Origin of the sequence: Glutamicibacter halophytocola, assembly GCF_001302565.1 — a bacterium.
GTDB classification, from domain to species: Bacteria; Actinomycetota; Actinomycetes; order Actinomycetales; family Micrococcaceae; genus Glutamicibacter; species Glutamicibacter halophytocola.
This window is the reverse complement of record NZ_CP012750.1, coordinates 3,020,419-3,043,512: the sequence shown is the minus strand read 5'-3', so window position 1 is coordinate 3,043,512 and position 23,094 is coordinate 3,020,419. Positions and strand designations below refer to the sequence as shown.

General features: G+C 63.7%; 23 protein-coding genes and 1 tRNA gene. 11 read left to right on the top strand and 13 right to left on the bottom strand.

Going from position 1 to position 23,094, the window contains the following annotated elements:
* Positions 1–38: 38 nt before the first annotated feature.
* Genes AOZ07_RS14060 through cobA form a run of 3 tightly spaced genes read right to left on the bottom strand, consistent with a single transcriptional unit; the run spans position 39 to position 3,095 of the window.
* On the bottom strand, positions 39–947 hold the full coding sequence (locus AOZ07_RS14060) for a carbohydrate kinase family protein (protein ID WP_060702548.1): 909 nt from the start codon (positions 945–947) through the stop codon (positions 39–41).
* 37 nt (positions 948–984) lie between these two features.
* Positions 985–2,085, bottom strand: a complete 1,101-nt coding sequence (locus AOZ07_RS14055; protein WP_060702547.1) for a uroporphyrinogen-III synthase — start codon at positions 2,083–2,085, stop codon at positions 985–987.
* Positions 2,085–3,095, bottom strand: coding sequence for a uroporphyrinogen-III C-methyltransferase (cobA, locus tag AOZ07_RS14050; RefSeq protein ID WP_084793273.1), 1,011 nt, complete (start codon positions 3,093–3,095; stop codon positions 2,085–2,087). Before cobA ends, AOZ07_RS14055 begins: the two co-directional genes overlap by 1 nt.
* Before the next feature lie 289 nt (positions 3,096–3,384).
* Here cobA and AOZ07_RS14045 point away from each other — a divergent pair, with 289 nt between their 5' ends.
* Complete coding sequence (locus tag AOZ07_RS14045; RefSeq protein ID WP_060702546.1) at positions 3,385–4,059, top strand: alpha-ketoglutarate-dependent dioxygenase AlkB family protein; 675 nt, start codon at positions 3,385–3,387, stop codon at positions 4,057–4,059.
* Positions 4,060–4,073: 14 nt separating this feature from the next.
* Here the strand turns inward: AOZ07_RS14045 and AOZ07_RS14040 are convergent, their stop codons facing one another.
* Positions 4,074–5,021: an endonuclease/exonuclease/phosphatase family protein gene (locus AOZ07_RS14040; RefSeq protein WP_194943681.1), complete on the bottom strand. Its 948-nt coding sequence runs from the start codon at positions 5,019–5,021 to the stop codon at positions 4,074–4,076.
* Positions 5,022–5,164: 143 nt separating this feature from the next.
* On the opposite strand from AOZ07_RS14040, the gene AOZ07_RS14035 reads away from it, so the two are divergent.
* Positions 5,165–6,391: an MFS transporter gene (locus AOZ07_RS14035; RefSeq protein ID WP_060702544.1), complete on the top strand. Its 1,227-nt coding sequence runs from the start codon at positions 5,165–5,167 to the stop codon at positions 6,389–6,391.
* A 3-nt stretch (positions 6,392–6,394) separates the two neighbouring features.
* On the opposite strand, the gene AOZ07_RS14030 is transcribed toward AOZ07_RS14035, so the two are convergent.
* A complete protein-coding gene (locus AOZ07_RS14030) occupies positions 6,395–6,820 on the bottom strand; it encodes a VOC family protein (RefSeq protein WP_060702543.1) in 426 nt (141 codons plus the stop codon).
* Positions 6,821–7,012: 192 nt separating this feature from the next.
* Between AOZ07_RS14030 and AOZ07_RS14025 the strand changes: the two genes are divergently transcribed.
* A tRNA-Ala gene (locus AOZ07_RS14025) sits at positions 7,013–7,085 on the top strand.
* Positions 7,086–7,390: 305 nt separating this feature from the next.
* Here AOZ07_RS14025 and AOZ07_RS14020 read toward each other — a convergent pair.
* Both AOZ07_RS14020 and AOZ07_RS14015 read right to left on the bottom strand, forming a co-directional pair.
* Positions 7,391–8,821, bottom strand: coding sequence for a DUF222 domain-containing protein (locus AOZ07_RS14020; RefSeq protein ID WP_194943680.1), 1,431 nt, complete (start codon positions 8,819–8,821; stop codon positions 7,391–7,393).
* A 232-nt stretch (positions 8,822–9,053) separates the two neighbouring features.
* The gene (locus AOZ07_RS14015; protein WP_236995197.1) at positions 9,054–9,686 is read right to left on the bottom strand and encodes a GntR family transcriptional regulator; all 633 of its coding nucleotides are present in this window, start codon (positions 9,684–9,686) and stop codon (positions 9,054–9,056) included.
* Between the two features lie 154 nt (positions 9,687–9,840).
* On the opposite strand from AOZ07_RS14015, the gene AOZ07_RS14010 reads away from it, so the two are divergent.
* From AOZ07_RS14010 to AOZ07_RS13995, 4 genes are read left to right on the top strand one after another with little or no spacing between them, the layout of a single operon-like run.
* Positions 9,841–11,058 (top strand): sarcosine oxidase subunit beta family protein, encoded by a 1,218-nt coding sequence (locus tag AOZ07_RS14010; RefSeq protein ID WP_060702540.1) that lies wholly within the window; start codon positions 9,841–9,843, stop codon positions 11,056–11,058.
* 11 nt (positions 11,059–11,069) lie between these two features.
* A complete protein-coding gene (locus tag AOZ07_RS14005; protein ID WP_058256911.1) occupies positions 11,070–11,369 on the top strand; it encodes a sarcosine oxidase subunit delta in 300 nt (99 codons plus the stop codon).
* Entirely contained in the window at positions 11,366–14,263 is a 2,898-nt protein-coding gene (locus tag AOZ07_RS14000; protein ID WP_060702539.1) for a sarcosine oxidase subunit alpha family protein, read from the top strand. Before AOZ07_RS14005 ends, AOZ07_RS14000 begins: the two co-directional genes overlap by 4 nt.
* Positions 14,256–14,858 carry a sarcosine oxidase subunit gamma gene (locus AOZ07_RS13995; RefSeq protein ID WP_060702538.1) on the top strand — a complete coding sequence of 201 codons (603 nt, stop codon included), beginning with the start codon at positions 14,256–14,258 and terminating at the stop codon, positions 14,856–14,858. Before AOZ07_RS14000 ends, AOZ07_RS13995 begins: the two co-directional genes overlap by 8 nt.
* Here the strand turns inward: AOZ07_RS13995 and AOZ07_RS13990 are convergent.
* Both AOZ07_RS13990 and AOZ07_RS13985 read right to left on the bottom strand, forming a co-directional pair.
* A complete protein-coding gene (locus AOZ07_RS13990) occupies positions 14,855–15,088 on the bottom strand; it encodes a hypothetical protein (protein WP_060702537.1) in 234 nt (77 codons plus the stop codon). The two genes, AOZ07_RS13995 and AOZ07_RS13990, sit on opposite strands and share 4 nt — an antisense overlap.
* A 4-nt stretch (positions 15,089–15,092) precedes the next feature.
* On the bottom strand, positions 15,093–16,271 hold the full coding sequence (locus tag AOZ07_RS13985; protein ID WP_060702536.1) for a S8 family serine peptidase: 1,179 nt from the start codon (positions 16,269–16,271) through the stop codon (positions 15,093–15,095).
* A gap of 223 nt (positions 16,272–16,494) precedes the next feature.
* Between AOZ07_RS13985 and AOZ07_RS13980 the strand changes: the two genes are divergently transcribed.
* On the top strand, positions 16,495–17,097 hold the full coding sequence (locus tag AOZ07_RS13980; protein ID WP_060702535.1) for a TetR/AcrR family transcriptional regulator: 603 nt from the start codon (positions 16,495–16,497) through the stop codon (positions 17,095–17,097).
* Here the strand turns inward: AOZ07_RS13980 and AOZ07_RS13975 are convergent, their stop codons facing one another.
* On the bottom strand, positions 17,098–17,934 hold the full coding sequence (locus AOZ07_RS13975; protein ID WP_060702534.1) for an alpha/beta fold hydrolase: 837 nt from the start codon (positions 17,932–17,934) through the stop codon (positions 17,098–17,100).
* On the bottom strand, positions 17,927–18,922 hold the full coding sequence (locus tag AOZ07_RS13970) for an NADP-dependent oxidoreductase (RefSeq protein ID WP_060702533.1): 996 nt from the start codon (positions 18,920–18,922) through the stop codon (positions 17,927–17,929). Before AOZ07_RS13970 ends, AOZ07_RS13975 begins: the two co-directional genes overlap by 8 nt.
* Before the next feature lie 199 nt (positions 18,923–19,121).
* Here AOZ07_RS13970 and AOZ07_RS13965 point away from each other — a divergent pair, with 199 nt between their 5' ends.
* Together AOZ07_RS13965 and AOZ07_RS13960 are read left to right on the top strand one after the other, a co-directional pair.
* Positions 19,122–20,333: an NAD(P)/FAD-dependent oxidoreductase gene (locus tag AOZ07_RS13965; RefSeq protein ID WP_060702532.1), complete on the top strand. Its 1,212-nt coding sequence runs from the start codon at positions 19,122–19,124 to the stop codon at positions 20,331–20,333.
* 31 nt (positions 20,334–20,364) lie between these two features.
* A complete protein-coding gene (locus AOZ07_RS13960) occupies positions 20,365–20,793 on the top strand; it encodes a universal stress protein (RefSeq protein ID WP_060702531.1) in 429 nt (142 codons plus the stop codon).
* Here the strand turns inward: AOZ07_RS13960 and AOZ07_RS13955 are convergent.
* Complete coding sequence (locus AOZ07_RS13955) at positions 20,790–21,113, bottom strand: CHY zinc finger protein (protein ID WP_060702530.1); 324 nt, start codon at positions 21,111–21,113, stop codon at positions 20,790–20,792. The genes AOZ07_RS13960 and AOZ07_RS13955 overlap by 4 nt on opposite strands.
* Positions 21,114–21,283: 170 nt before the next feature.
* On the opposite strand from AOZ07_RS13955, the gene AOZ07_RS13950 reads away from it, so the two are divergent.
* Positions 21,284–22,663, top strand: coding sequence for an MFS transporter (locus AOZ07_RS13950; protein ID WP_060702529.1), 1,380 nt, complete (start codon positions 21,284–21,286; stop codon positions 22,661–22,663).
* 56 nt (positions 22,664–22,719) lie between these two features.
* Here the strand turns inward: AOZ07_RS13950 and AOZ07_RS13945 are convergent, their stop codons facing one another.
* Positions 22,720–22,983 (bottom strand): hypothetical protein, encoded by a 264-nt coding sequence (locus tag AOZ07_RS13945; RefSeq protein ID WP_060702528.1) that lies wholly within the window; start codon positions 22,981–22,983, stop codon positions 22,720–22,722.
* Positions 22,984–23,094: the final 111 nt, after the last annotated feature.

Here is a 23,094-nt window from a genome sequence, read left to right as displayed (position 1 = left end):
CTCCTTGGCACAGTTCGGATCATGTTCTGCGACAAATTCTAGCGCCCGGCCCCGGCCATGAACTCGTTGAGCTCGCTCAGCGTTGGCGGGTTGGCACCGGTGCGGGCAACGGTCATCCCTGCGCAAGCGGCCGCGATCTGCAATGCCGTCTCCAGCTCGGCGCGATCCAGCGTGCTGCCATCACGCAGGTTCTGGGCCAGCGGGCCATCAACGATTCCATGCAGCAGCCCTGCCATGAACGCATCCCCGGCACCCACGGTGTCAGCGGTGGGCACCGAAAGCGAGGGGACCACGACTTCGCAATTCCGGGTGCGCGCTTCGGCGCCGCGGGCGCCAAAGGTCATCACGGCCAGGGAAGCTCCAAGGTCCAGCAGATGCTCCAGCACGCGGTCGGTATCCCACCCGGGGTACAGCCACATTGAATCCTCGTCGCTGAGCTTGACCACATGGGACAAGGAGCTCAGCTTCTCGATATGGCTGACGGCTTTGGCCCGGTCCCCAACCAGGGCTGGACGCAGGTTCGGGTCGTAGCTGCGCAGCTGGTGGGGCGGCGCGGAGAGGAACAGGTCGATCAGCTTCTGCGCGCTGGGGGAGCGGAAGGCGGCGATGGACCCGGTGTGCAGCAGCGACGCCTCGCTCGCGGCCAGCTTGCCCAAGCTGCAGTTCAACTCGAATTCGTAGCTGGCATTGGCGGACTCATCGAGCACCACGGTGGCCGTGGAGGTTGGCGCTTCCGACTGCGATCCTTCAGCCAGCTCGACTCCCGAGCCCTGCAGGTGATCGGCGATCAGCTGCCCATGCTCATCTGTGCCAAGATCCGTGGCCAGCGTGACCTCATGGCCCAGCCGGCCCAGGCCCACCGCGACATTCAGCGGAGAACCTCCGGGATGGGCCACGGAGTTGACGATGTCCACCAATGCCTCGCCGGCAACCTGAATTGAAACCATGGTTTCGATCCTACGTAACCCGGGCAGAAAATGCTCGCTAGACGTTCAGCCGGTACCCGCGCTTGATCACCGTGCTGATGATTTCCGGCTGGGGCAAGGCCCGGCGCAGCCGGCTCAGCGTCATATCCAACGCGTGCCGCGAGCTGACCTCGGGCAGGGCGGCGCTGAGCTCATCGCGCGAGAGCACGCTGCCGCCGGCCTCGATCAGCGCGCGCACCAGCTCGGCCTGCCCCGGAGTCAGCTCGCAATTCTGGTCCTGGATGGACAGGGTGCGCCCGCGCAGCTGCACCTGGCCATGCACGGTTTGCGCCTGCAAGGTGCCCAGCGAACCCAGATGCTCAACCAGCTGGCCGATCATCGCGCCCATGCGGTGGCGTTCGGGAACCAGCGGATTGATGCCGGCTTCTTCCAGCGGGGAAGCGGTCACTGGCCCAACGGTGGCCACGGCCACGCGCTCGGCCAAGGAACGCTGCAGGGCGGGGAGCCGATTGCGCGCATTGGCGGCGGCAAATAGCGCGTGCACGCTCGGTGCGCTGGTGAAGGTCACCGCGTCGAAGTGCGCCGCGCACAAGCCCTCCACCAAAGCCGAAATCCCGGTGTCGCTGCTGGTGTCCTGCCAGCGGTAGGGCTCGACCTTGATCACCCGCCGCGCCCCGAATTCGCGCATCTGCTGCGGCATCCCATGATCCGAGTCGGCGTGCAGCTGCAGGGCCACGGTGGCTGAAGCAAGCTTGCCCTTGAGCATCTCAAGCAGCGAAGAGCTGCGCCCGTCCTTGGCCACGCCGGCCGGCTCCAGGCCCAGCGCCCGCACCGACCCATGGGCCTTGGACCCGCGCACATAGAGGTCGGACTGGCTGAAGGCGGAGATCAACTCGTCGCCGATCCCGGCCGCCTCGGCGGTATCGAGCCAACGCCGCAGCCCGTAGGCGGTGGTGATCACCACAACCTGCGGCCGGGCCTCGATCAGCTTGTGGGTCTGCGCCAGCAGCTGCTGCTCGTCATCCAGCGGGGCCAGGCGCAGCAGCGGGGTGTGGGTAACCTCAGCGCCACGCCGTTCAAAGGCTTCGATCAATTCGGCTGAACGCCGATCGCTGGTTACGGCGATGCGGAATCCAGCCAAGGGTTTCGCGATATTCATCAGGCTCTCTCCAAAGCAGGTTCGGTACTGGCGGCCGGCACCGCATCGAGCAAGGACTGCGGCAATTGCGCCACCTCGCCGATGACGATCACGGCCGGATTCGAGTGCGCGCGGGCCACCTCGGCCAGGGAGGAGAGTGGCGCATGGCTGGTGCGCTGGATATCGGTGGTGCCCGACTGCACGATGGCGCAGGGCATGTCCTTGGCCATTCCCACCCGAAGCAGCCCCGAGACGGTCTGCTCGATGGTTCCCATGCCCATCAGGATCACGATCGTGCCGCCCAGCTTGGCCAACTGCTCCAGCTGCTGCTCGCCGAGCGGATCGTGCCCGGAGACCACGGTGAACATGGTGTTCACCCCGCGGGCTGTCACCGGAATGCCCGCGGCTGCCGGCACGGTGATGCAGGAGCTCAACCCTGGAATCACGCTGACCGGGATCTTGGCCGCGGCGGCTGCGGCGACTTCTTCAAAGCCGCGGCCGAAAACAAAGGGGTCCCCGCCCTTGAGCCGGACAACCTTGGCACCGGCCTGCGCCGCCTCGATCATCCGCGCTTCGATCTGGCGCTGGGTGAGCTTGTGGTGGCCGGGCAGCTTGCCCGCGTCGATGATGGTGGCCTGCGGCGCCAGGACCGCAAGATGCTCGCTGGGACCGAGCCGATCGGCGAAGACCACCTCGGCCTCGGCCAGGGCGCGCACCCCGCGAAGGGTCATCAGGTCCAAGGCGCCTGGTCCGCCGCCGAGCAAGGTGATCGAGCCGGTGGCAGCGGACGGGGCAGCCCGCAGCACCGGGACCTTGGCCGCGGCGGCCACCTGGTCAAAGCGCTCGGGACGGTGATCGCAAATCACCAGCAGGCCCGCCTGTTCCAGCTGCCCCAGCGCCTGCTGCGCATCCTCGGCAAACAGGAGGCTGCAGCCTTCGGCACTGAAGCGGTCGGCGGTGGTTTTGCTGGCGGATCGGCTGCCTGCGATCAGCACCATGCACTGGGAAAGCTCGAGGTCTATGCCGATCATGATTGCTTCGACCCTTGCTGGATTTTCCTGAATGACATGGGGTGCTCCTTGGAATAAGTGGGTGCTACCCAGCGTAGGGCTCCAGCTTTTCCCGTAGGTATCGCAAATGTTTCAGGTGTAATAAATCGAATAAAGGTTAACCTTCTGGAAATGTTCGAGTCGGCGGGATGAAACACTAGGTCATTAATGTCAGTAGTGTTGCAAGGCACTGGGCCGGCAACCTGCAAAATTCAGTGAGCGAATACGCAGGAGCTTGCCGACCGATGCCTGCAACGGGCACGCTGGGTGCATGGAATCGCTTTTTGATGACAGTGCCTTGGCCCGCGCCGGGGGAATAGTGCGACCCGGGGTGTGGCATCTGCCCGGCTGGCTCAGCCCCGCCGCGCAGGATTGGATCGTTGCACGCTTTTTCCAGTGGGGACACGGACCCGTCCCGCCCCACCGCACGCACATCAATGGCCATCCCATGAGTGTGCAATCGCTGAGTTTGGGCTGGCATTGGAGCCCAAACCGCTATTCAAAAACCGCCGACGACCTCGGCGGCGCACCGGTGGCGCCGATGGAACAATGGCTGGTGCGACTGGGCCAGAACGCCGTGGCCGAAGCCACCGGCGATGCCCAGCGCGCCGCAGCCTATCTTCCCGATGCCGCCATCGTGAATTTCTACGACCACCAGGCCACCATGGGCATGCACCAAGATGCCGACGAGCGGATTAACGCGCCGGTGGTTTCGCTGTCCATCGGCGACTCGGCAACCTTCCGCCTGGGCAACACCGAGAACCGGAACCGGCCATGGCAAGACCTGCGCCTGGCCTCCGGGGACCTGCTCATCTTTGATGGCCCGGCGCGCTTTGCCTATCACGGGGTGACCAGGATCCACCCTTCAACGGCCCCTGCCGGGTGCCATCTGGGTGCTGGGCGCATCAACATCACCCTGCGCCAAACCGGGCTGCAGGCCATTTAGGGTTGCCAGCTGGGCTAATGCGCGTTGTCCAGATCGATGGTGGCTTGCAGGGCGTAGTGATCCGAATCGCCGATCGGCAGGCGCTTCAGATCGGCCGAGGCCACTCCGCGCAGCATCATGTGGTCGATCCCGAGCACCGGGAAGGGGGAGCGCGGCCAGGTCATCGCCAGCCCCCAATCGCTGTAGGCCGCCTCGTCCAAGGCATCCAGGACCGGGGCAAAGTGCCGGTCCGTGCTGGTGGCGTTGAAGTCGCCGGCGGCAATGATCTTCGCTGAATCATCGGCCTGGACATAGCTGGCCAGCGAGGCGAGCATGGCATCGCGTTCATGATGTCCGGTAGGCCGGGCCGAAGCGGCATGCACCGCGTACAGCCGCACGTCGCCATGCTCGGTGCTGACATCAACACGCAAGGCGCGATTCCAGCCCAGCCCCAGATCCAGCGGCTGCGCATTCTTCAATGGGTAGGCGCTCCATACGCCCACGGTGCTGACCATGTACCGGTAGGGGTGGGTTTCGGACAGCTCCTGGCTGATCTGCTCTTCCTGTCCCTGCCCGATCTCCTGCAGAGTGATGACCTGCGCCCCGGAAGCGGCCAGTTCCCGGGCCGCTTGCAGCCCAGCCGACTCGTGGACATTTTGCGTGGCCACTTCTAGCGAGGCTTGCGGCGCGTACTTTGCATGCGGAATGAAGCTGCTGCCAAAAAGCACCGACCACACCACCACGGGAACCAGCAGTCCGATGAAGCTGGCTCGTCCGCGCACCACCAGGGCGATGACTAGCAATACGGGGATCCCCAAGCCTGCCCAGGGCGCAAGGTTGTCCACGACCAGGCCAAGGCCCAGAAGGTCGGGGACCTGCTGATGGAATACCATCAGCCCTGCCAGCGCTAAGCAAAGCAGGACAAAGAAGACCCTCGCGATAATCAGCGGGGCCGAAAGGCGTTGGTGCGATGCATGAGACATAGGACTTAAACAGTGGCACAAAATACTGTGGGAATCGTAATTTTCTGCTGGAGAAGTGCCCCGGCGATTCGCCATAGTCACTACGATGGAAATAGCGCGCCGAGGATGCCGCGATCATGCACCTGCCTAGAATTGAGAACTGAATGACTGCCTACCTATCCGGCGGAAAACTACTATTGGCGATCCTCGCTCTGGCCATGGGCGGCTTTGGCATCGGCGTTACCGAATTTTCGATGATGGGCCTGCTCCAAGAAGGCGCCCTCGACCTCGATGTCAGCAACTCGCAGATGGGCCTGATGATCAGCGCCTACGCCATCGGCGTGGTGGTCGGCGCTCCGGTGCTCACCGCCGTGGCCGCCAAGATCCCGCGCAAGCGCGCGGTGCAGCTGCTAATCCTCTTCTTTACCCTCGCGAACCTTTCCTCGGCGTTCGCGCCCGACTACAACACCATGTTGATTACCCGCTTCCTTGCCGGGTTGCCTCACGGCGCCTACTTCGGACTGGCCGGCGTGCTGGCCGGAAGCCTGGTTCCTGGAACCATGCGCGGCCGCGCCATTGCCTGGGTGATGCTCGGCCTTTCGGTCGCCAACGTCATTGGCGTGCCGCTGGTTACGACGCTGGGACAGCAGGCTGGTTGGCGTTCGATGTTCTACATCGTTGCGTTCATCGGGCTGATTACCGCGGTACTGATCACGTTGTTTATTCCGTGGCGCAAAGCTGAACCAGGTGCCAGCATCCGACGCGAGCTGACGGCGCTGAAAAGCCCGCAGGTTTGGCTGGCCATGGCCACCGGCATCGTGGGCTTCGGCGGCTTCTTTGCGGTGTATTCCTACATCTCGCCAACGCTGACCGAAGAATCGGGACTCAAGATCACCTTGGTACCGATCGCCCTGGCGCTCTACGGGCTGGGCATGGTGGTCGGCTCGCTGATTGGTGGGCGCATCGCGGACTGGTCGGTCTTTGGCGCCATCAAGCTTTCCAGCGTTCTGATGGCAGCCACCATGCTGGTATTCGCGGCGGTGGCCAGCTGGATCATCCCGACGATGATCATGGTGTTCGTGCTGGGAGCCGTCGGTTCGCTATTGATCCCGAGCCTGCAGACACTGCTCATGGACTCGGCGCCGCACGCCCAGTCGCTGGCTGCTTCGCTGAACCACTCGGCCTTGAATGTCGCTAACGCCTTGGGTGCAGCTTTGGGGGCTGTGGTGATTTCAGCAGGTTTCGGCTACCGCGCCCCATCCATGGTGGGCGCAGGCCTGGCGGTCCTGGGCCTGCTGATCGCCATGATCACCCAGGCGCGAGCCAAGAAGGTTGGCCTGCTCGTGGGCCGCGATGCAATTGCAGCCCACGAGCACACCGTCGTCGACTAGCTGCTAGCCCTGTACGGCGGAGATGTTGAACATCCACACTACGCCGAACTTGTCGCGAAGCTGGCCGAAGGAGTCGCCCCACGGCGCCTTCTCCAACGGCACCTCGACGGTTGCGCCGGCCGTCAGCGCTTCCCACCACTTGGTTAGAACTGCGTTGTCGGCTTCATCGGTGGCATCGCTGCTCAGGGCGACAGCGCCATTGCTGGTGACGGTCATTTCTGGCGTGCTGTCCGAGGCCATCAGGTGGATGCCGCGTTCCAGGAACAGCGATGAGTGCATGATCAGGTCTGCGGTGGCAGGATTGCCGTCGTTCATGCCTTCCTGGAAGGTCATCATCGATAGCTCGCCGCCGAGTGCAGCATTGTAGAATTCCATGGCTTCGCGGGCATCACCGGCGAAGCGAAGGTATGGGGTCAATCCAATGGCCATGGGGTCGCGCCTTTCACTCAAGATTTAGTGGAACCGATCGGCCCCGAATCCATTCTTACCACCGCCGGCGGACAAATAGAATAGTGCGGATGTGATCAGCGTCTCGGATAGTCGATTTGGTATTTCCCCAACTCCTCCGGTAGAGTTTTATCTCGGTTCAGCGGTAGAAATACCGGCGAGACCAGCTCTTTTGGGGGTATGGCGCAGTTGGTAGCGCGTCTGCATGGCATGCAGAAGGTCAGGGGTTCGAATCCCCTTACCTCCACAAAATCGAATAAAAACCTCCCGGTCATTGGCCGGGAGGTTTTTGTTTTCTTCAGAAACTGATCCCTGTGCATCAGGGGCAGGCTGGTTATTGATTTGGATTGCCAGGACTTATGCTTTTTTGGCATGCGGAATCTTCTTAGCCTCTGTGGCTGGAGGTAATCTGCCATGAAGTTCGAATATGTAAGTTCTTCACGATGCGGCCAGCAAGAGTACGCGAAAGGTTTCCAGCCGTGGCAGACCGTACCCGGGCGTCTATTGCTACAAACCGTGTCTTGTTCCCTTGTGGGTAGTTCATCAGCGCCATCAGGCGGAAATATCCTCGATATCCGGTGGTTTTTCATCGCCGTTGCGCGGACCGCTCCCCGTGTCCGGTGGCCGGTTGAGCCATTCTTCGAAAGAGCGCACCCAGTCAGCTTCACTCATGCACTGCGGATAGGGTTTATGCGCAAACCCCGTCGCCGGCGGCGCCGTGGATCGATACACCGTTCCCATTCCGGTGTTGATCAACATGGAATGCGGCCCGTGCTTGATGACAATTTCCTGCCAGCCAGGGGTTTCTTTTGCCTGATTGCACAGCTTGCACCGGCCATCGGAATTAGTCACACACGTATGCCCACCTAAATAGGCCTGGGTGACATGATCAATCTCTTCAATTAATCCATCGCAGAATGGCGTGCGGCAATGCCGGTCGCGCATCTTGATGAACTTCTTCATTTTCTCAGGGAAGATCCGCGCTTTGGAGTCCATCGCGATCAAGTCTTTATCCCCTGGAGCCGTATATAACCTGATTAGTTCAATGGTGGCTTCCATGGTCTCGACAAAGGCGGGGGACCGGGTGGCGGCCATCTCGGCCAGGGTCATATTGTTCAGGATCTCCTGGCCCGCAACTAGTTCACGAGCGTACTGTGGCGCAATGGCGCCATAACCTTCAAGGTTGGCAGGATCCCGGTCGCCGAGGAACAGGGTTTTATCGGTCATGACCAATCCCAGAGTGAAAGTGACCGGTATTTTTGCTTCCGGGTGGGTGCAGAAACTTGCGAAGTAGTCCGCTTCGATCTGCGCCCTCGTGCGGGGATCGCCTTTTGCTTTGAGGCTGCGAGCTTTGGCCTTCATCTCGTTTTTCATCGCTAGTCCGGCGGTGATGGGGATGTTCCCGTTGACGCGCATCATCCCTGTCTCGGCATTCGGCGTGAACTTGATGAAGCGCTGTTCCTCTGCGCTCTTCTGTTCCTTGCACTGCTGATCCGAGGCATAGGCGAGGGTGAAGTCTTTGACCGTGTCACTGATTTTCTTGTTCCCGAGATTCTCAAGCATTTTCGGGTTCTTCGCGTACAGGTCATCAAATTCAGCGCGACGTTCCGCTTTGACGGAGCGCAACGGGGTGAGGATGGCTCGCATTTGATCTTCGGTGAATTCACCACGGCTGTAGGCTGCGGCCAGATGAGGAGTGCTTTCAAAGAGGATCCGGCAGCTCTCCAAGTATGTACCGTAGCCATGGGAGTCGGTACGCCGGGCAAGGGCAATAGCCGCGGCAGCCCCGCGGCTCAGCTGCTTGAGTGCCTTGCTGCGGGAGTTGCTCTCGGCGTTGGTGCGGACCAGATCAATTTCCAGTTGATGTGAGAGAGCTGCCTGATGGTAGCGCAGGGACGAGATCGTGGATTCGATGTCGGCGATGGCGGTGGCGCACTCGTTTTTGCTGCCGTGTTCTTCAAGTGATGCCAGATCAGTCTCCAACGCTGTGACCACGGCGGTGAATCTGCCGTGGTCCGGTGGGTTGGGCCGGTCCCAGGAAGGGACTATTGTTTCGGACATATTCTAATTTTACGCTGCTAAATCGAAGATGTCTTCGATAATTTGACTACAGGTGGATAACTTTTAGGGCACGGCAATATTGCAGGTCAGAAGTTGATTAGTCGTGTTTCGGGGCAGAGTGGCCGGGGGTGCGAGTCCGTGATTTGGTGCGGAGCTAGAGCACTGCGCGGACCGAAGATTCGAAACTTGCGATGTGGTCGCGAGCCAGGGTGCTGGCAGTTTCAGGGGAGTGATCGAGGACCGCTTTGAGCAGTGCCTGGTGCTCGGAGATATGCGCGTCGATGCTCGGCAGGCGATCGAGGGTGAGGCACCAGATGCGTGTGGCGAGGTTATCGAGACGGATGAGGGTCTCTTCCAGGTGGTGGTTGGCGGCTGCCTGGTAGATCAGGCGGTGCACGGCCAGGTCGTTTTCCATGAGGCTGCGCCGGGTCTCCTCGCCGGTGAGGTGGGAAATGGTGTGGAGGGTCTGCTCGATTTCACCGCGGACGTGACCGCCACCCAGGGCGGCGGCCCGATCGGCCGCAAGAGGCTCGAGGGCGAGGCGCACTTCGGTAATGGCAGCGAGCTCGGTGATATCCACGCGCGTGGCGAAGGTTCCCCGGCGCGGGTAGGAGTGGACCAGGTGGTCGACCTCGAGCCGCTTGAGCGCTTCGCGCAGCGGGGTGCGGCCGATGTTGAGCTCTTGGACCAGCTGGGCCTCGTTGATCGGCTCGCCCGGGGCGATATCCATCATGATCAGGCGATCGCGCAGTATCTGGTAGGCGCGATCTGAGAGGGATTCGCTCATGGGGGCTCCTCCTGCGGTGCGTAGCATCAAAGTAATTTTCGCGTACCCATTGACCGGGTTTCGCTTTCTATCATACAGTGAATCGCAGATTGATATATCAGTTGTCGGCAATTCATACATTGCACGCGGTACTGTCGAAGATTGGAGATTCACTGTGGCTGATCTGCTGCCTGAACACCCGGAGTTCCTGTGGGCGAATCCGGACCCCAAGAAGTCCTACGACGTTGTGATCGTCGGCGGTGGCGGCCACGGCCTGGCTACCGCGTACTTCCTCGCGAAAAACCATGGCATCACCAATGTCGCAGTCCTGGAAAAGGGGTGGCTGGCCGGCGGGAACATGGCCCGCAACACCACCATCATCCGCTCGAACTACCTGTGGGATGAATCGGCCGGCATCTACGAGAAGTCGCTGAAGCTCTGGGAGCAGCTGCCCGAGGACCTGGAATACGACTTCCTGTTCTCCCAGCGCGGCGTGATGAACCTGGCCCACACCCTGGGAGATGTGCGCGAATCGGTGCGCCGCGTGGAGGCGAACAAGCTCAACGGCGTGGACGCCGAATGGCTCGACCCCTCCCAGGTCAAGGAAGCCTGCCCGATCATCAACACCAGCGACAACATCCGCTACCCGGTCATGGGCGCCACCTGGCAGCCACGCGCCGGCATCGCCAAGCACGACCATGTGGCCTGGGCCTTCGCCCGCAAGGCCAACGAGATGGGCGTGGACATCATCCAGAACTGCGAAGTCACCGGCTTCATCAAGGACGGCGAGAAGGTCACCGGCGTGAAGACCACGCGCGGGACCATCAACGCCGGCAAGGTCGCATTGGCAGGTGCCGGGCACTCCTCGGTGCTGGCCGAAATGGCCGGATTCGAACTGCCGATCCAGTCCCACCCGCTCCAGGCCCTGGTCTCCGAGCTGTTCGAGCCGGTCCACCCGACGGTGGTCATGTCCAACCACATCCACGTCTACGTCTCCCAGGCCCACAAGGGCGAACTGGTGATGGGCGCCGGGATCGACAGCTACAACGGCTACGGCCAGCGCGGCGCCTTCCACGTGATCGAAGAGCAGATGGCCGCGGCCGTGGAGCTCTTCCCGATCTTTGCCCGGGCGCACGTGCTGCGCACCTGGGGCGGCATCGTGGATACCACCCTGGATGCCTCGCCGATCATCTCCAAGACCCCGATCCAGAACCTGTACGTGAACTGCGGCTGGGGCACCGGCGGGTTCAAGGGCACCCCGGGCGCCGGCTTCACCCTGGCGCACACCATCGCCCACGACGAGGCGCACCCGCTCAATGCCCCGTTCAGCCTGGAGCGCTTCGAAACCGGCCACCTGATCGACGAACACGGCGCCGCAGCCGTCGCACACTAGGAGCAGCCATCATGATGCTAATCGACTGCCCGCACTGCGGGCCACGCAACGAAAACGAATTCAGCTACGGCGGCGAAGCCCACGTGGCCTACCCGGAAAATCCGGCGGAACTCACCGACAAGGAATGGTCCCGCTACCTGTTCTACCGGGGCAATAAAAAAGGCATTTTCGCCGAGCGCTGGGTCCACGCCGGCGGCTGCCGCAAGTGGTTCAACGCCCTGCGCGACACCGTCAGCTACGAATTCCTGGCCGTATACGGCGCCGGCGAGGCACAACCGCAGATCGACACACTTCAAGGAGGCACCCGATGAGCAAGCCGCAGCGACTACCTGTTGAACTGCGCTCACGCGCCCGGATCGACAGCGATCAGCCTCTGGCCCTGAGCATCGACGGGCAGCAGCTTTCCGCTTTCCGCGGAGACACCGTCGCCAGCGCCATGCTGGCCAACCAGATCCGCCAGTGCGGCCCCTCGCTCTACCTCAAGCGCCCGCGCGGGATCCTTGCCGCCGGCGTGGAAGAGCCCAACGCGCTGATCACCGTGGCCGCCCGCCACGAGGGCGAGGTCAACGAGTCCATGCTGCCTGCCACCACCGTCTCGGTGGCCGAGGGCACTTCGGCCAGCCTGCTCTCCGGGCTGGGCGTGCTGGATCCAGGCACCGACTCGGTGTACTACGACCACGTGCATGTGCACACCGATGTCCTGGTCGTTGGCGCAGGCCCGGCCGGCTTGGCCGCGGCCCGCGAAGCCTCGCGCTCCGGCGCCCGGGTGATGCTGCTCGATGAGCGGCCCGAGGCCGGCGGCACCCTGCTGGATACCGCCGGCGAGCAGATCGACGGCGTGGATTCCACCGCCTGGATCGAATCGGTGGTCGGAGAACTGGCACAGGCCGGGGAAACCACCCACCTGCAGCGCACCACGGTCTTCGGCTCCTACGATGCCAACTACCTGGTCGCCGTCCAGCGCCGCACCGGGCACCACGACGGCCCTGCGGCCCCGGGCGTCTCCCGCGAACGCATCTGGCACATCCGTGCCGGCCAGGTGGTGCTGGCTACCGGCGCCCACGAGCGTCCGGTGGTCTTCGAGAACAACGACCGCCCGGGCATCATGCTCGCCGGGGCCGTGCGCAGCTACCTGAACCGCTACGGCGTGCGCGCCGGGCAGAAGATCGCCGTATTCACCACCAATGACTCGGCCTACGAGCTGGTCGGCGAACTGGCTGCCTCCGGTTCGGTGGTCGCGGTGATCGATGCGCGCCAAAGCATTTCCGCCGTGGCCGCCCAGGCCGTGGCCGACGGCGTCCAGGTGATCTCCGGATCCGCCGTGGTGGACACCGAAGCCAACGAGTCCGGGGAGCTTTCAGCGATTTTCGTGGCCGAGCTGGACGAGCAGCGCGAGCTGGGCGAAGTGTCCCGGATCGAGGCCGACGTGCTGGCCGTGGCCGGCGGCTTCAACCCGGTGGTGCACCTGCACTCCCAGCGCCAGGGCAAGCTGAACTGGGACACCGCCATCCACGCCTTCGTGCCCGCTGATGCGGTCGCCAACCAGCACCTGGCCGGCGCGCTGACCGGGCGGCTGGATACCGCCAGCGCCCTGTCCACCGGTGCCGCCACCGGAGCGGCGGCAGCCACCGCCGCCGGCTACAGCACCATCGCCCGCACCCCCGAGGCGCTGCCGGTTCCCGCCGGCGAAACCAGCCCGGTCTGGCTGGTGCCTTCGCGCTTCGGCGATGATGCCGCGAACTACAAGTTCCACTTCGTCGACCTGCAGCGCGACCAGACCGTGGCCGACGTGCTGCGCGCCACCGGGGCCGGCATGCAGTCGGTGGAGCACATCAAGCGGTACACCTCGATCTCCACCGCCAACGACCAGGGCAAGACCTCCGGCGTGGCAGCGATCGGCGTGATCGCCGCGGTGCTGGGCATCGAGAACCCGGCACAGGTGGGCACCACCACCTTCCGCGCTCCCTACACCCCGGTGGCCTTCGCGGCTCTGGCAGGGCGCAACCGCGGGGACCAGCTGGACCCGGCGCGCATCACCGCCATGCACTCCTGGCACCTGTCCCACGGGGCGCAATTCGAGGACGTCGGGCAGTGGAAGCGCGCGTGGTACTACCCGCAGGCCGGGGAGGACATGGAAACCGCGGTCTACCGCGAAGCCAAGGCCGTGCGCGACTCGGTCGGCATGCTCGATGCGACCACGCTGGGCAAGATCGAGATCCGCGGGGCGGATGCGGCCGAGTTCCTGAACCGCATCTACACCAACGGCTACACCAAGCTGAAGGTCGGCATGGGCCGCTACGGCGTGATGTGCAAGGCCGATGGCATGATCTTCGATGACGGCGTGACCCTGCGCCTGGCCGAGGACCGCTTCCTGATGCACACCACCACCGGCAATGCGGCCACCGTGCTGGATTGGCTGGAGGAGTGGCTGCAGACCGAATGGCCCGAGCTCGATGTCACCTGCACCTCGGTGACCGAACAGCTGGCCACCGTGGCCGTGGTGGGACCGCGCTCGCGCGAAGTGATCGCCAAGGTCGCCTCCTCGGTGGACGTGTCCAACGAGGCCTTCAAGTTCATGGCCTTCCAGGACGTGGTGCTGGATTCCGGGATCGAAGCGCGCATCTCGCGCATTTCCTTCTCCGGCGAGCTGGCCTTCGAAATCGCGATCCCGGCCTGGCACGGGCTGAAGGTCTGGGAGGATGTTTTTGCCGCCGGGCAGGAATTCAACATCACCCCGTACGGCACCGAAACCATGCACGTGCTGCGTGCCGAGAAGGGCTTCATCATCGTCGGCCAGGACACCGACGGCACGGTGACCCCGCAGGATGCCGGCATGGACTGGGTCGTCTCCAAGGTCAAGGATTTTGTGGGCTCCCGCTCCTACTCCCGTGTCGACAACCAGCGCGAAGACCGCAAGCACCTGGTCTCGGTCTTGCCGGTGGACAAGACTTTGCATCTGCCAGAGGGCGCCGCGCTGGTGTCGGTGGAAGAACTTGGCGCCGAGGGCATCACCCCGATGGAAGGCTGGGTGACCAGCTCGTACAACTCGCCGGCCCTGGGCCGGACCTTCGGGCTGGCGCTGATCAAGAATGGGCGCAACCGCATTGGTGAAACCCTGCGCACCCCGATCAACGGCCAGCTGGCCGAGGTCACCATCGCAGAAACCGTCCTCTTTGACCCGGAAGGAAGCCGTCGAGATGGCTAGCAACACCTTGATTGAAGCCCGCCGTTCGCCCGCCGCGCACCTGCAGCAGCTGATGGCCGAGGCCAGTGTCGCCGGGGGATTGAACCTGGGCGAAGTCGCCTTCACCACCCAGGTTTCGGTGCGCTGCGCGCCAGGCAGCGCCGGCTACGGCGCGCTGGCCGAGGCCACCGGCGTGGGCCTGCCGGAAAAGGCGGGCCAGGTCGCCGGCGAAGCAGGCGGCGTGGGGGTGCTGTGGCTGGGCCCGGATGAGTTCCTGGTGACCGCGCCGGAAGATGCCGCCCTGGCCTCCAGGCTGGAGGCGGCCCTGGGCCAGGAGCCGGGGCAGGTCGTTGACCTCTCGGCCAACCGCAGCGTGCTCGAGCTCTGCGGGGCCAACGCCCCGCTGGTGCTGCGCAAGAGCTGCCCGGCAGACCTGCACCCGCGCAGCTTCGCGGTGAACCAGGCGATCACCACCTCGCTGGCCGGCATTCCGGTGCTGCTGTGGCGCACCGGCGAGGAAAGCTGGCGGATCATGCCGCGCGCCTCCTTCACCGAGCACACCGTGCACTGGATGATCGACGCGATGCTGGAGTTCGCCTCCGACCCGGTGGACTAGGACGGATCGCCCAGCGCCCGATAGGTGCGCTGGGCATCCACCGAGACCACCGCGTCCAGGCCGCGCAGCTGCGCGGCAACCTGCTCGCTGCCCTCGCCAATGATTTGGCCCAGGGCAGCGAGCACTTGCTTAACCCGCAAGCCGTGGGCGGCCAGCTCATCGACGATGTCCTCGGGCTGGACATCGGCCACCAGGGTGATGACGTAGATGTGCACTTGGGCGCTGGACATGGCGCTAGCCTTCCGCGCCGGCCGGGGCTTGGGCCAGCCCGGCTCCTGCGTCCGCGGCGGGCAGCTGCACGTCGCGGGAATCGGCCACCAGCTTGTCCCACAGCTCCTGGGCGCGCAGCCCGGTGGATTCTGCCAGCAGGGCGGCTACGCCGGCCACATGCGGGGTGGCCATGGACGTGCCGCTGATGGTGTTGTAGCGCTGGGCGCCGGGCCACGAGGAGTAGACATCAACTCCGGGGCCGGCGATATCCACCTCGCCGCCCTCGGTGGCCAGCGCCTGCGCCGAGAAGTCGGCCACGGCCAGCTTCGAATCCAGCGCCGCCACAGCCATGATGTACGGGCTGTTGGCCGGGGCACCCACGAAGCCGGGGTTCCCGGCCGAACGCTGCGCATTATTGCCGGCCGCAGCAATGATCAGCGACCCCAGTTCCAGGCTGCGCCGCCCGGCGGTGACATAGGGCGGGTGTACGGTTTTCACGTCCGCGCCCAGGGACATCGAGATGATCTCGCACTTGTTTTCCAGCGCCCAGTTGATGCCGGCCAGGATCGTCGAGTCGGATCCCGAGCCATCGGTGCCCAGGACCTTGCCGGCGAAGATATTGGCTTGGCTGGCGACCCCGTAGCCCGGTCCTTGTTCCGGGGTGCGCGGTCCGCAGGCACTGCCGATGCAGTGCGTTCCATGGCCGTGGCCGTCGCTGGCATCTTCGCCCTCGACAAAGGACTTGGCAGTGATGGTCCGCCCGGCGAAGTCGGGGTGGGCGGCATCAAAGCCGGTGTCCAGCACCGCCACATTGATGCCCTGGCCGGTGAAGGAGCTCAAATCCGCGCCCACCGCCTGCAGACCCCAGGTGAACTGCTCGGTGTCCGCGTAGGAATCCTTGGCGCCGGCTTCGGGCAGGATCCGGTAGACCAGTTCCGGCACGACCGCCGGTGGCAAATGGTGCCCGGCACAGCGCTGGCGGAAGTCCTCGAGTTGATCGGCCTTGCTGGTGACTACCGCGATGCCCAGGGCCGGGTAGTACTCGCTGATCGAATAGCCCTGTTCGCGCAACAGCTGCGGAACTTCCTGCTCGCGCGCCTGGGCGGCGATGCCGGCAGTGGCGGCATCGGGGGCATCGAAGATGAGCACAAAACGGTCGGGAACTTCGGTGGCTGCCGTGCCGGGTGAGTGGGTGCTGAACATGGCTGGCTCCTTGCTGGTTCGGGGACGCGGCCCTTGCGGGTACTTCGCACTGTACAAGGGGCCCGGGACAATTAACCATGATCGGGCACAAACTCCAGCAAGCTTTTACCTGGCGCCGCCCAGCGGCTTGCCGGAGCGTCGCGCCAGGGGAATTCCCAACCCGCCAAATGGTGACTACAATCAGAAGTGAGTGTAGTCATCGTTTATTGCTGGAGGAACATCAATGCCTGTGGTGCCCCAACCCGCCGGGCGGCGCGAGCGCAACAAGCTAGAAAAGCTCGAGCGCATTACCGAAGCCGCCAGCGAGCTTTTTGCCCGGTACGGTGTCGATGAGGTCACCACGCAGCAAATAGCCGAAGCCGCCGATATCGGAACCGGCACGCTGTTCCTCTATGCCAAGACCAAGGGCGAACTGCTGCTGCTGGTGCAGAACATCCACTACGCGCAAGCATTGGAGCGCGGAGTGCAGGCCGCGGCCGCCACCACGAAGACCCTGGACGGGCTGATGGCGCTGCTGGAGCCGATCGTGGAGTGCAATCGGGTCCACACCGAGAATGGCCGCACCTACCTGCGGGAAATGGTGTTCGGCGACCCCAGCGAGCCGCGCCATGGAGAAGCGCTGGAGATTGTTGCGCAAACACAGCAGGCCATGACCGGCCTGCTGTGCGAACGCGAAAAGCTGGATGAGCGCGCGGCGGCCACCTTGGCCCAGGTCGTCTCGTCGATCATGTTCCTTTCCATGGCCGCATCCGCTAATGCTCCAGCTGCGGTTGGGGAGATTCTGCAGGGCATCCGGGCGCAGGTCGAAGCGATCCTGCCCGGCTAATCAGCCCGCGAGGAATTCCACGGCCCGAGGGGCGAACTTTTCCCAGTACTGGAAAACTCCGCCATGCCCCGAATCCGGGTAGATGACCAGCTCGGAGCCCTTGATCCGCTGGTGCAGATCCACCGAGAGGATCGAGGGGACCATCCGGTCCCGGTCCCCATTGGCGATCAGCGCGGTTCCGGTGAACACCGAAAGATCCGAGGGGGCGGAGCGGCCATAGCGCTCGATGGCCTTCAGCTGCGTGCGAAGGGCTTTGAGTCCGACCTTGGCATCGCGATGTGAGGTGCGCTCATTAATGCGCTGGATGAAGTCCTTTGCCGCCCGCTTTCCGGCCTGGTTGCGCTCAAAAAACAGGAATTCCTTCGGGTCCGCGCGGGCCATGGCTGAGCGGAGAATATCCAGCCAGGTCACTGCCGCAACCCTGTCGATATTGCGGCCGCCGCGAGGCCCTGTGCCCGTGAGCACCAGCTTGCGCACCAGTTTCGGGTGCTTGACGATCAGATCCTGGACGATGAACCCGCCCATGGAAAAGGCGAAAGCGTCAATCTGCCCGTATCCCAGTGCCCGGATGAACTCATAGGCATCATCGGCCGCGGCCTCGATGGTCCCGGCGACGCGGCCCGAAGAGGCCCCGATGCCACGCTGGTCGAAGGCAATCACATGGCGGTGCTGGGCGATGGCCTCAATGATTCGCGGATCCCAATTGTCCAGATTGGCGGCCAGATGGACAAAGAACACCACCGGAATCCCGCCCCGGGGCCCGAGCTCGCGGTAGGCGAAGCGCACGCCATTGGCCGAAACAAAGCTGGTTGGGGCTTCGGCGTAGCAGCTAGGCACCGGTGATCACCGCTTTTCCACGGAAGCCGCCCTGGGCCAGCGCGCTGAGGGCCTGTGGCGCTTGGCTGAAGCCAAAGGTCTTGCCCACGATCGGACGCAGCACCTCGGAATCAACGAGCGCGGCGATCTCGCGCAGCTGTTCTCCGCTGGCATCCATGAAGAGGAATTCGTAGCCCACGCCGAGCTTCTTGGCCTGCTTGCGGATCGTGGCGCTCATCGCGGCAATGGCCAATCGGGTGAGGGGATTCATCCCCGCTTTGCGGGCAAATGCCGGATCCGGCGGGCCGGTGATGCCCACGGCCTTCCCGCCCGGTGCCAGGATGCGCAGCGACTTTTCCAGGTTCTCGCCGCCGAGGCTGTCGAGGACCAGGTCAAATCCCGACAGTTCCTTTTCGAAGTCTTCGCTGCGGTAGTCGATCACCTGGTCGGCGCCCAGCTCTTGCAGGAATTCGGCATTTTTTGCCGAAGCGGTGGTGGCCACGTGGGCCCCGAGGTGCTTGGCAAGCTGGATGGCGATGGTCCCCACTCCGCCGGCCCCGGCATGGACCAGGACCTTCTGGCCCGGCTGGACCTTGCCGCGCACCACGAGCGCCTGCCACGCGGTCAGGGCGACCAGGGGCAGCGAGGCGGCCTCGGTGGCGCTGATGGTGGCCGGCGCCAAGGCGACATCATCCTGGTGGATCGCAATGCGCTCGGCGAAGGTGCCGATGCGGTGATCGCGCGGGCGGGCGTAGACCAGGTCGCCGGCCTTGAATCCATTGACCTTGGAGCCGACCTCCAGCACCGTCCCGGCGGCATCGTGGCCCAGGATGAAGGAGGGCTTGTAGGGCAAGATGGCCTTGAACTCGCCGTCGCGGATCTTCTCGTCGAGCTGGTTCACTCCGGCGGCCAGAACCTTCACAAGGACATCGTTCTCGCCCACGCCAGGCTCGGCGACCTCCGCCAGCTGCAGTGGTTCCTTGTACTTCCGGACAACAAAAGCTTTCATCGGCTGATCTCCTGCGAAAATTGGTGACTCAAGTCAATTATGAGTATGCTCAGATATTTAAGTCAAGCGTGGTTCCGGCCACGTTCCTCCATGGACGGTGAACGGCGCAAAAGCTGCTTGCCAAAGGTGGCCCGGGGGTGTGAGTATCAAAGGACAGGTACTGCCCATTGGCCGTGGACCAAAGCAAAGGGGTGTTCTCTTGGCTGAAGAATCGATCGTTGTCCTGGGTGCCGGGCTGGCCGGCGCCACGACCGTCACCGAGCTGCGCGACCAGGGATTTGCCGGGCCGATTACGCTGATCGGCGACGAAACCGAGCTGCCCTATGAGCGCCCGCCGCTATCCAAGGGGTTCCTGCAAGGCAACGAGGAGCCGGCAGGCTTCACGGTGCATGATGCCGCCTGGTACCAGGAGCACAACATCACCCTGAAGCTGGGGGTGGCAGCCATCAGCGTCGAGGCCGCCCGGCGCCAGGTGCTGCTCGCCGATGGCAGCTTCGTGGATTACGACCGGCTGGTTCTGGCTACCGGATCGCGGGCAAATCTCGGCGGCGATGCGCCCCTTGCCGGCTACGACCTGCCCGGGGTGCACACCCTGCGCAAGCTGTCCGATGCCAAGTCGCTGCGCGCGCACATCACCGACGGGGCACGGGTCTCCGTTGTGGGTTCGGGGTGGATCGGCATGGAAGTTGCCGCCAGCGCCCGCCAGCTCGGGGCGCGGGTGACCGTCTATTCCTCCTCCAAGGTGCCGCTGGCTTCGGTGTTCGGCGAGCGCTTCGGCCACCACCTGCTGGAGCTGCATCAGCGCCACGGGGTTGATGTGCGCACCGCCAAGGTCCAGGGCATCGAGCAGGTGGACGGGCACCTGCAGGTGCTCTCCGATGCCGGTTCCTCGCGGGCCGATGTGGTCCTGCTGGCCATCGGCGCCGTGCCCAATGTGCAGCTGGCTGAAACGGCGGGGCTCGACGTGGACCAGGCGGTGCTGGTAGATGCCGCGCTGCGCAGCAGCGACCCGCGGATCCTGGCCATCGGGGATATCGCGCAGGCCGCCCATTCGGTGTTGGGCCGGCGGGTGCGGGTGGAGCATTGGGACAATGCCATTCGCCAGGGCAAGCTGGCGGCCGCCACCTTGCTGGGCCAGGAGAAGTCCTATGACTGGCTGCCCTACTTCTTCACAGACCAGTTCGATCTGGGCATGGAATATGTGGGGTACAGCGATCCCGGGGACGAGACGGTGGTCCGCGGGGATGTCGAGAGCGGCCAGTTCGTGGTGTTCTGGCAGAACGGGCAGAAGATCACCGCGGCCGCCAATGTGAATATCTGGGATGTCAATGATGGCCTGCGGGAATTGGTGGGGCGGGAAATCCCGGCCGAGCGCCTGGCCGACCCGCAGATCGAGCTCGCTGACCTGTAATGCCGGCGAAGAGAAGGGGGAGGTGCGGCTGATGAGCACCGTTGTGGTGGGTGTTGAATTGGGAATGCCGTCGGGGGTGCTGGTCGCCGCCGCGGAGTTGGCCCGTGATCTGAAGGCCCGGTTGATCTGCGTTCACGCGCAAAGCGGCCGCTATGTGACCGAGAAGCTCGCCGAAGGGGATCTGCTGGACTCCGCCGATCCGGTCGGCGAGGACTTGGCGTGGGAGCTGTCGCTGTCGATTACCGGCACCAGCTTCGAAAGCTATGCCGTGGCTGGGGACCCCGCCAAGGTCCTGGCCGCGGTGGCCGAACAGCAGGAGGCGCGGATGATCGTGGTGGGCACCCGGCGCTCGGGATTGCGCCAGAAGGTCGCAGAACTGCTCGATGGCTCCATTGCGCTGGCCCTGGCCCAGAAGCAGCAGCGTCCGGTGCTAGTGGTTCCGCTGCGCGGTTCGCACTAGATCTCGAAGTACAGGTGCGCGTGGGCGGCGCAGCCCGGGTTGAACAGCGCCTGGCAGTGCGGGCAACAGGAGGCGCTGCGATACTCGTTGACGGTCAGCTCGCTGCGGCAGACGCCGCACAGCACCGCGGGCTGGTCAAATAATTGCGCTGGCCACGGCTGGGCCCGGTGGCCGGCCAATTCGGCATGGCACAGGTGGCACGGGTAGTAGGTGCCGCAGCAGAAGTGCTTGAGCGCAATCACGTCGCGCAGCTGGTGGTAGTGCGCGCAACGGGTTTGCCCGTCCATCTGCACCCCGCGCAATTTCACGCCTGTTTCCATGGAGCCTCCTGCCGAATTTGTTGCGCTTGTGCAAAAAAGCACGCCGAATGTGCACAATCTGTGTCCCACTATGCACCGTTTTGGGTATCTTTGGCGATGTGATCCGCGCCATACTCGCTGTTGAAGGCTAGTTCCACCGGGGCAACTAGCAAGGGCGGAAGGAACCCACTGTGGTCAGTGAAACCTCATCAAAGTCTGAGCGCAAAGGATTGCGCAGGGTCGTTGCGGCCTCCATGGCCGGCACCGTCGTCGAGTGGTACGAGTTCTTCCTCTATGCCACCGCTGCCACCCTGGTGTTCAACAAGATCTTCTTCCCGGATAACGGCAACGACCTGGATAACATCATCAAGGCTTTCCTGACCTACGCGGTGGGCTTCATCGCCCGGCCGATCGGCGGCATCGTCTTTGGCCACTTCGGCGACAAGTACGGGCGCAAGCACCTGCTGCAGGTGGCCATCGTGCTGGTCGGCGCCACCACCTTCCTCATGGGCTGCCTGCCCACCTTCAACTCCATCGGCTACGCGGCACCGGTCATGCTGATCGTCCTGCGCTTCGCCCAGGGTTTTGCCGTGGGCGGCGAATGGGGCGGCGCGGTGCTGCTGGTGGCCGAGCATGCGCCGAACAAGGAACGCGGCTTCTGGGCCTCATGGCCGCAGGCCGCGGTGCCGGTGGGCAACCTGCTGGCCACGATCGTCCTGCTGGTGCTCTCCTCGGCACTGAGCGACCAGGCCTTCCTGGCCTGGGGCTGGCGCGTGGGCTTCTGGCTCTCGGTAGTGATCGTGGTCGTTGGCTACTACATCCGCACCCGCGTGTCCGATGCCCCGATCTTCCAGGAGGCCAAGGCGGAGCTGGAACAGAATGCCGCCGCCGGATATGGCGTCAAGGAAGTCTTCAAGCGCTACCCGCGCGGCGTCTTCACCGCGATGGGCCTGCGCTTTGGCGAGAACATCATGTACTACATGGTGGTGACCTTCTCCATCACCTACATGGCCACGCAGCTGAAGATGGATACCTCCACGATTCTCGGGCTGATGCTGATCGCCCACGTGATCCACGCGATCCTGGTCCCGCTGGTGGGCCGGTTTACCGATACCCGCGGACGCCGCCCGGTCTATGGCACGGGCGTGATCCTCATGATGATCTGGGGCGTGGCGGCCTTCCCGCTGTTCAACACCGCCAACCACGCGATCATCCTGTCCACCATCGTGCTCGGCCTGGCGGTGCACGCCCTGATGTATGCCGGCCAGCCGGCGATCATGGCAGAGATGTTCCCGACCCGGATGCGCTACTCGGGCGTATCGCTGGGCTACCAGGTCACCTCGATCGTGGCCGGTTCCATGGCGCCGATCATCGCCACCTGGCTTCTGAAGGTCTACGGCTCGTGGGTTCCGGTGGCTGGATACATTGTCTTCGCGGCACTGGTCACCCTGGTAGCCGTGTACTTCATGAAGGAAACCAGGGGCGCCGATTTGGGTGCGATCGATGAAGCGGACCGCTTGGCCACCGGAGGCGATGGCGCAGCGGCACAGCAGATGAATGCGAAGAAATAGCTTCCCGCTTGCCGCAGAACAATGGCCAGTCCCTTGCGGGGCTGGCCATTATCGCGCTAATTGGCTCGCAGCAGTGCCCGCTCGGAGATGACGCCGCACAGCAGAAGAGTCTGGCAGGCCAGCATGCCTGGAATATATCGGGCGAAGCCTTCCGAGCTTTCTAGCAGACAGCTTGTTGCGAAATACATGATGTTGGTCAGCGTCAAGGATATGGCGATGGAAAGGAGTCGTTGTCGTTTCGTTACTCCCTGCCACAGCGGGATCTGACCTGTCTCAGAGTCGTCTTCGCTTTTGACCAGCCCAAAATACTTCAGCATCATGCTCCTGCCTGTGATCATTCAAAAGACTACTTAGTCATTCAGTTGTCTTATTTAGAGCTTAGCGAGGTGTCATAAGAAAATGAATCCTACTTTTGGAGGAGGGGCAATGTG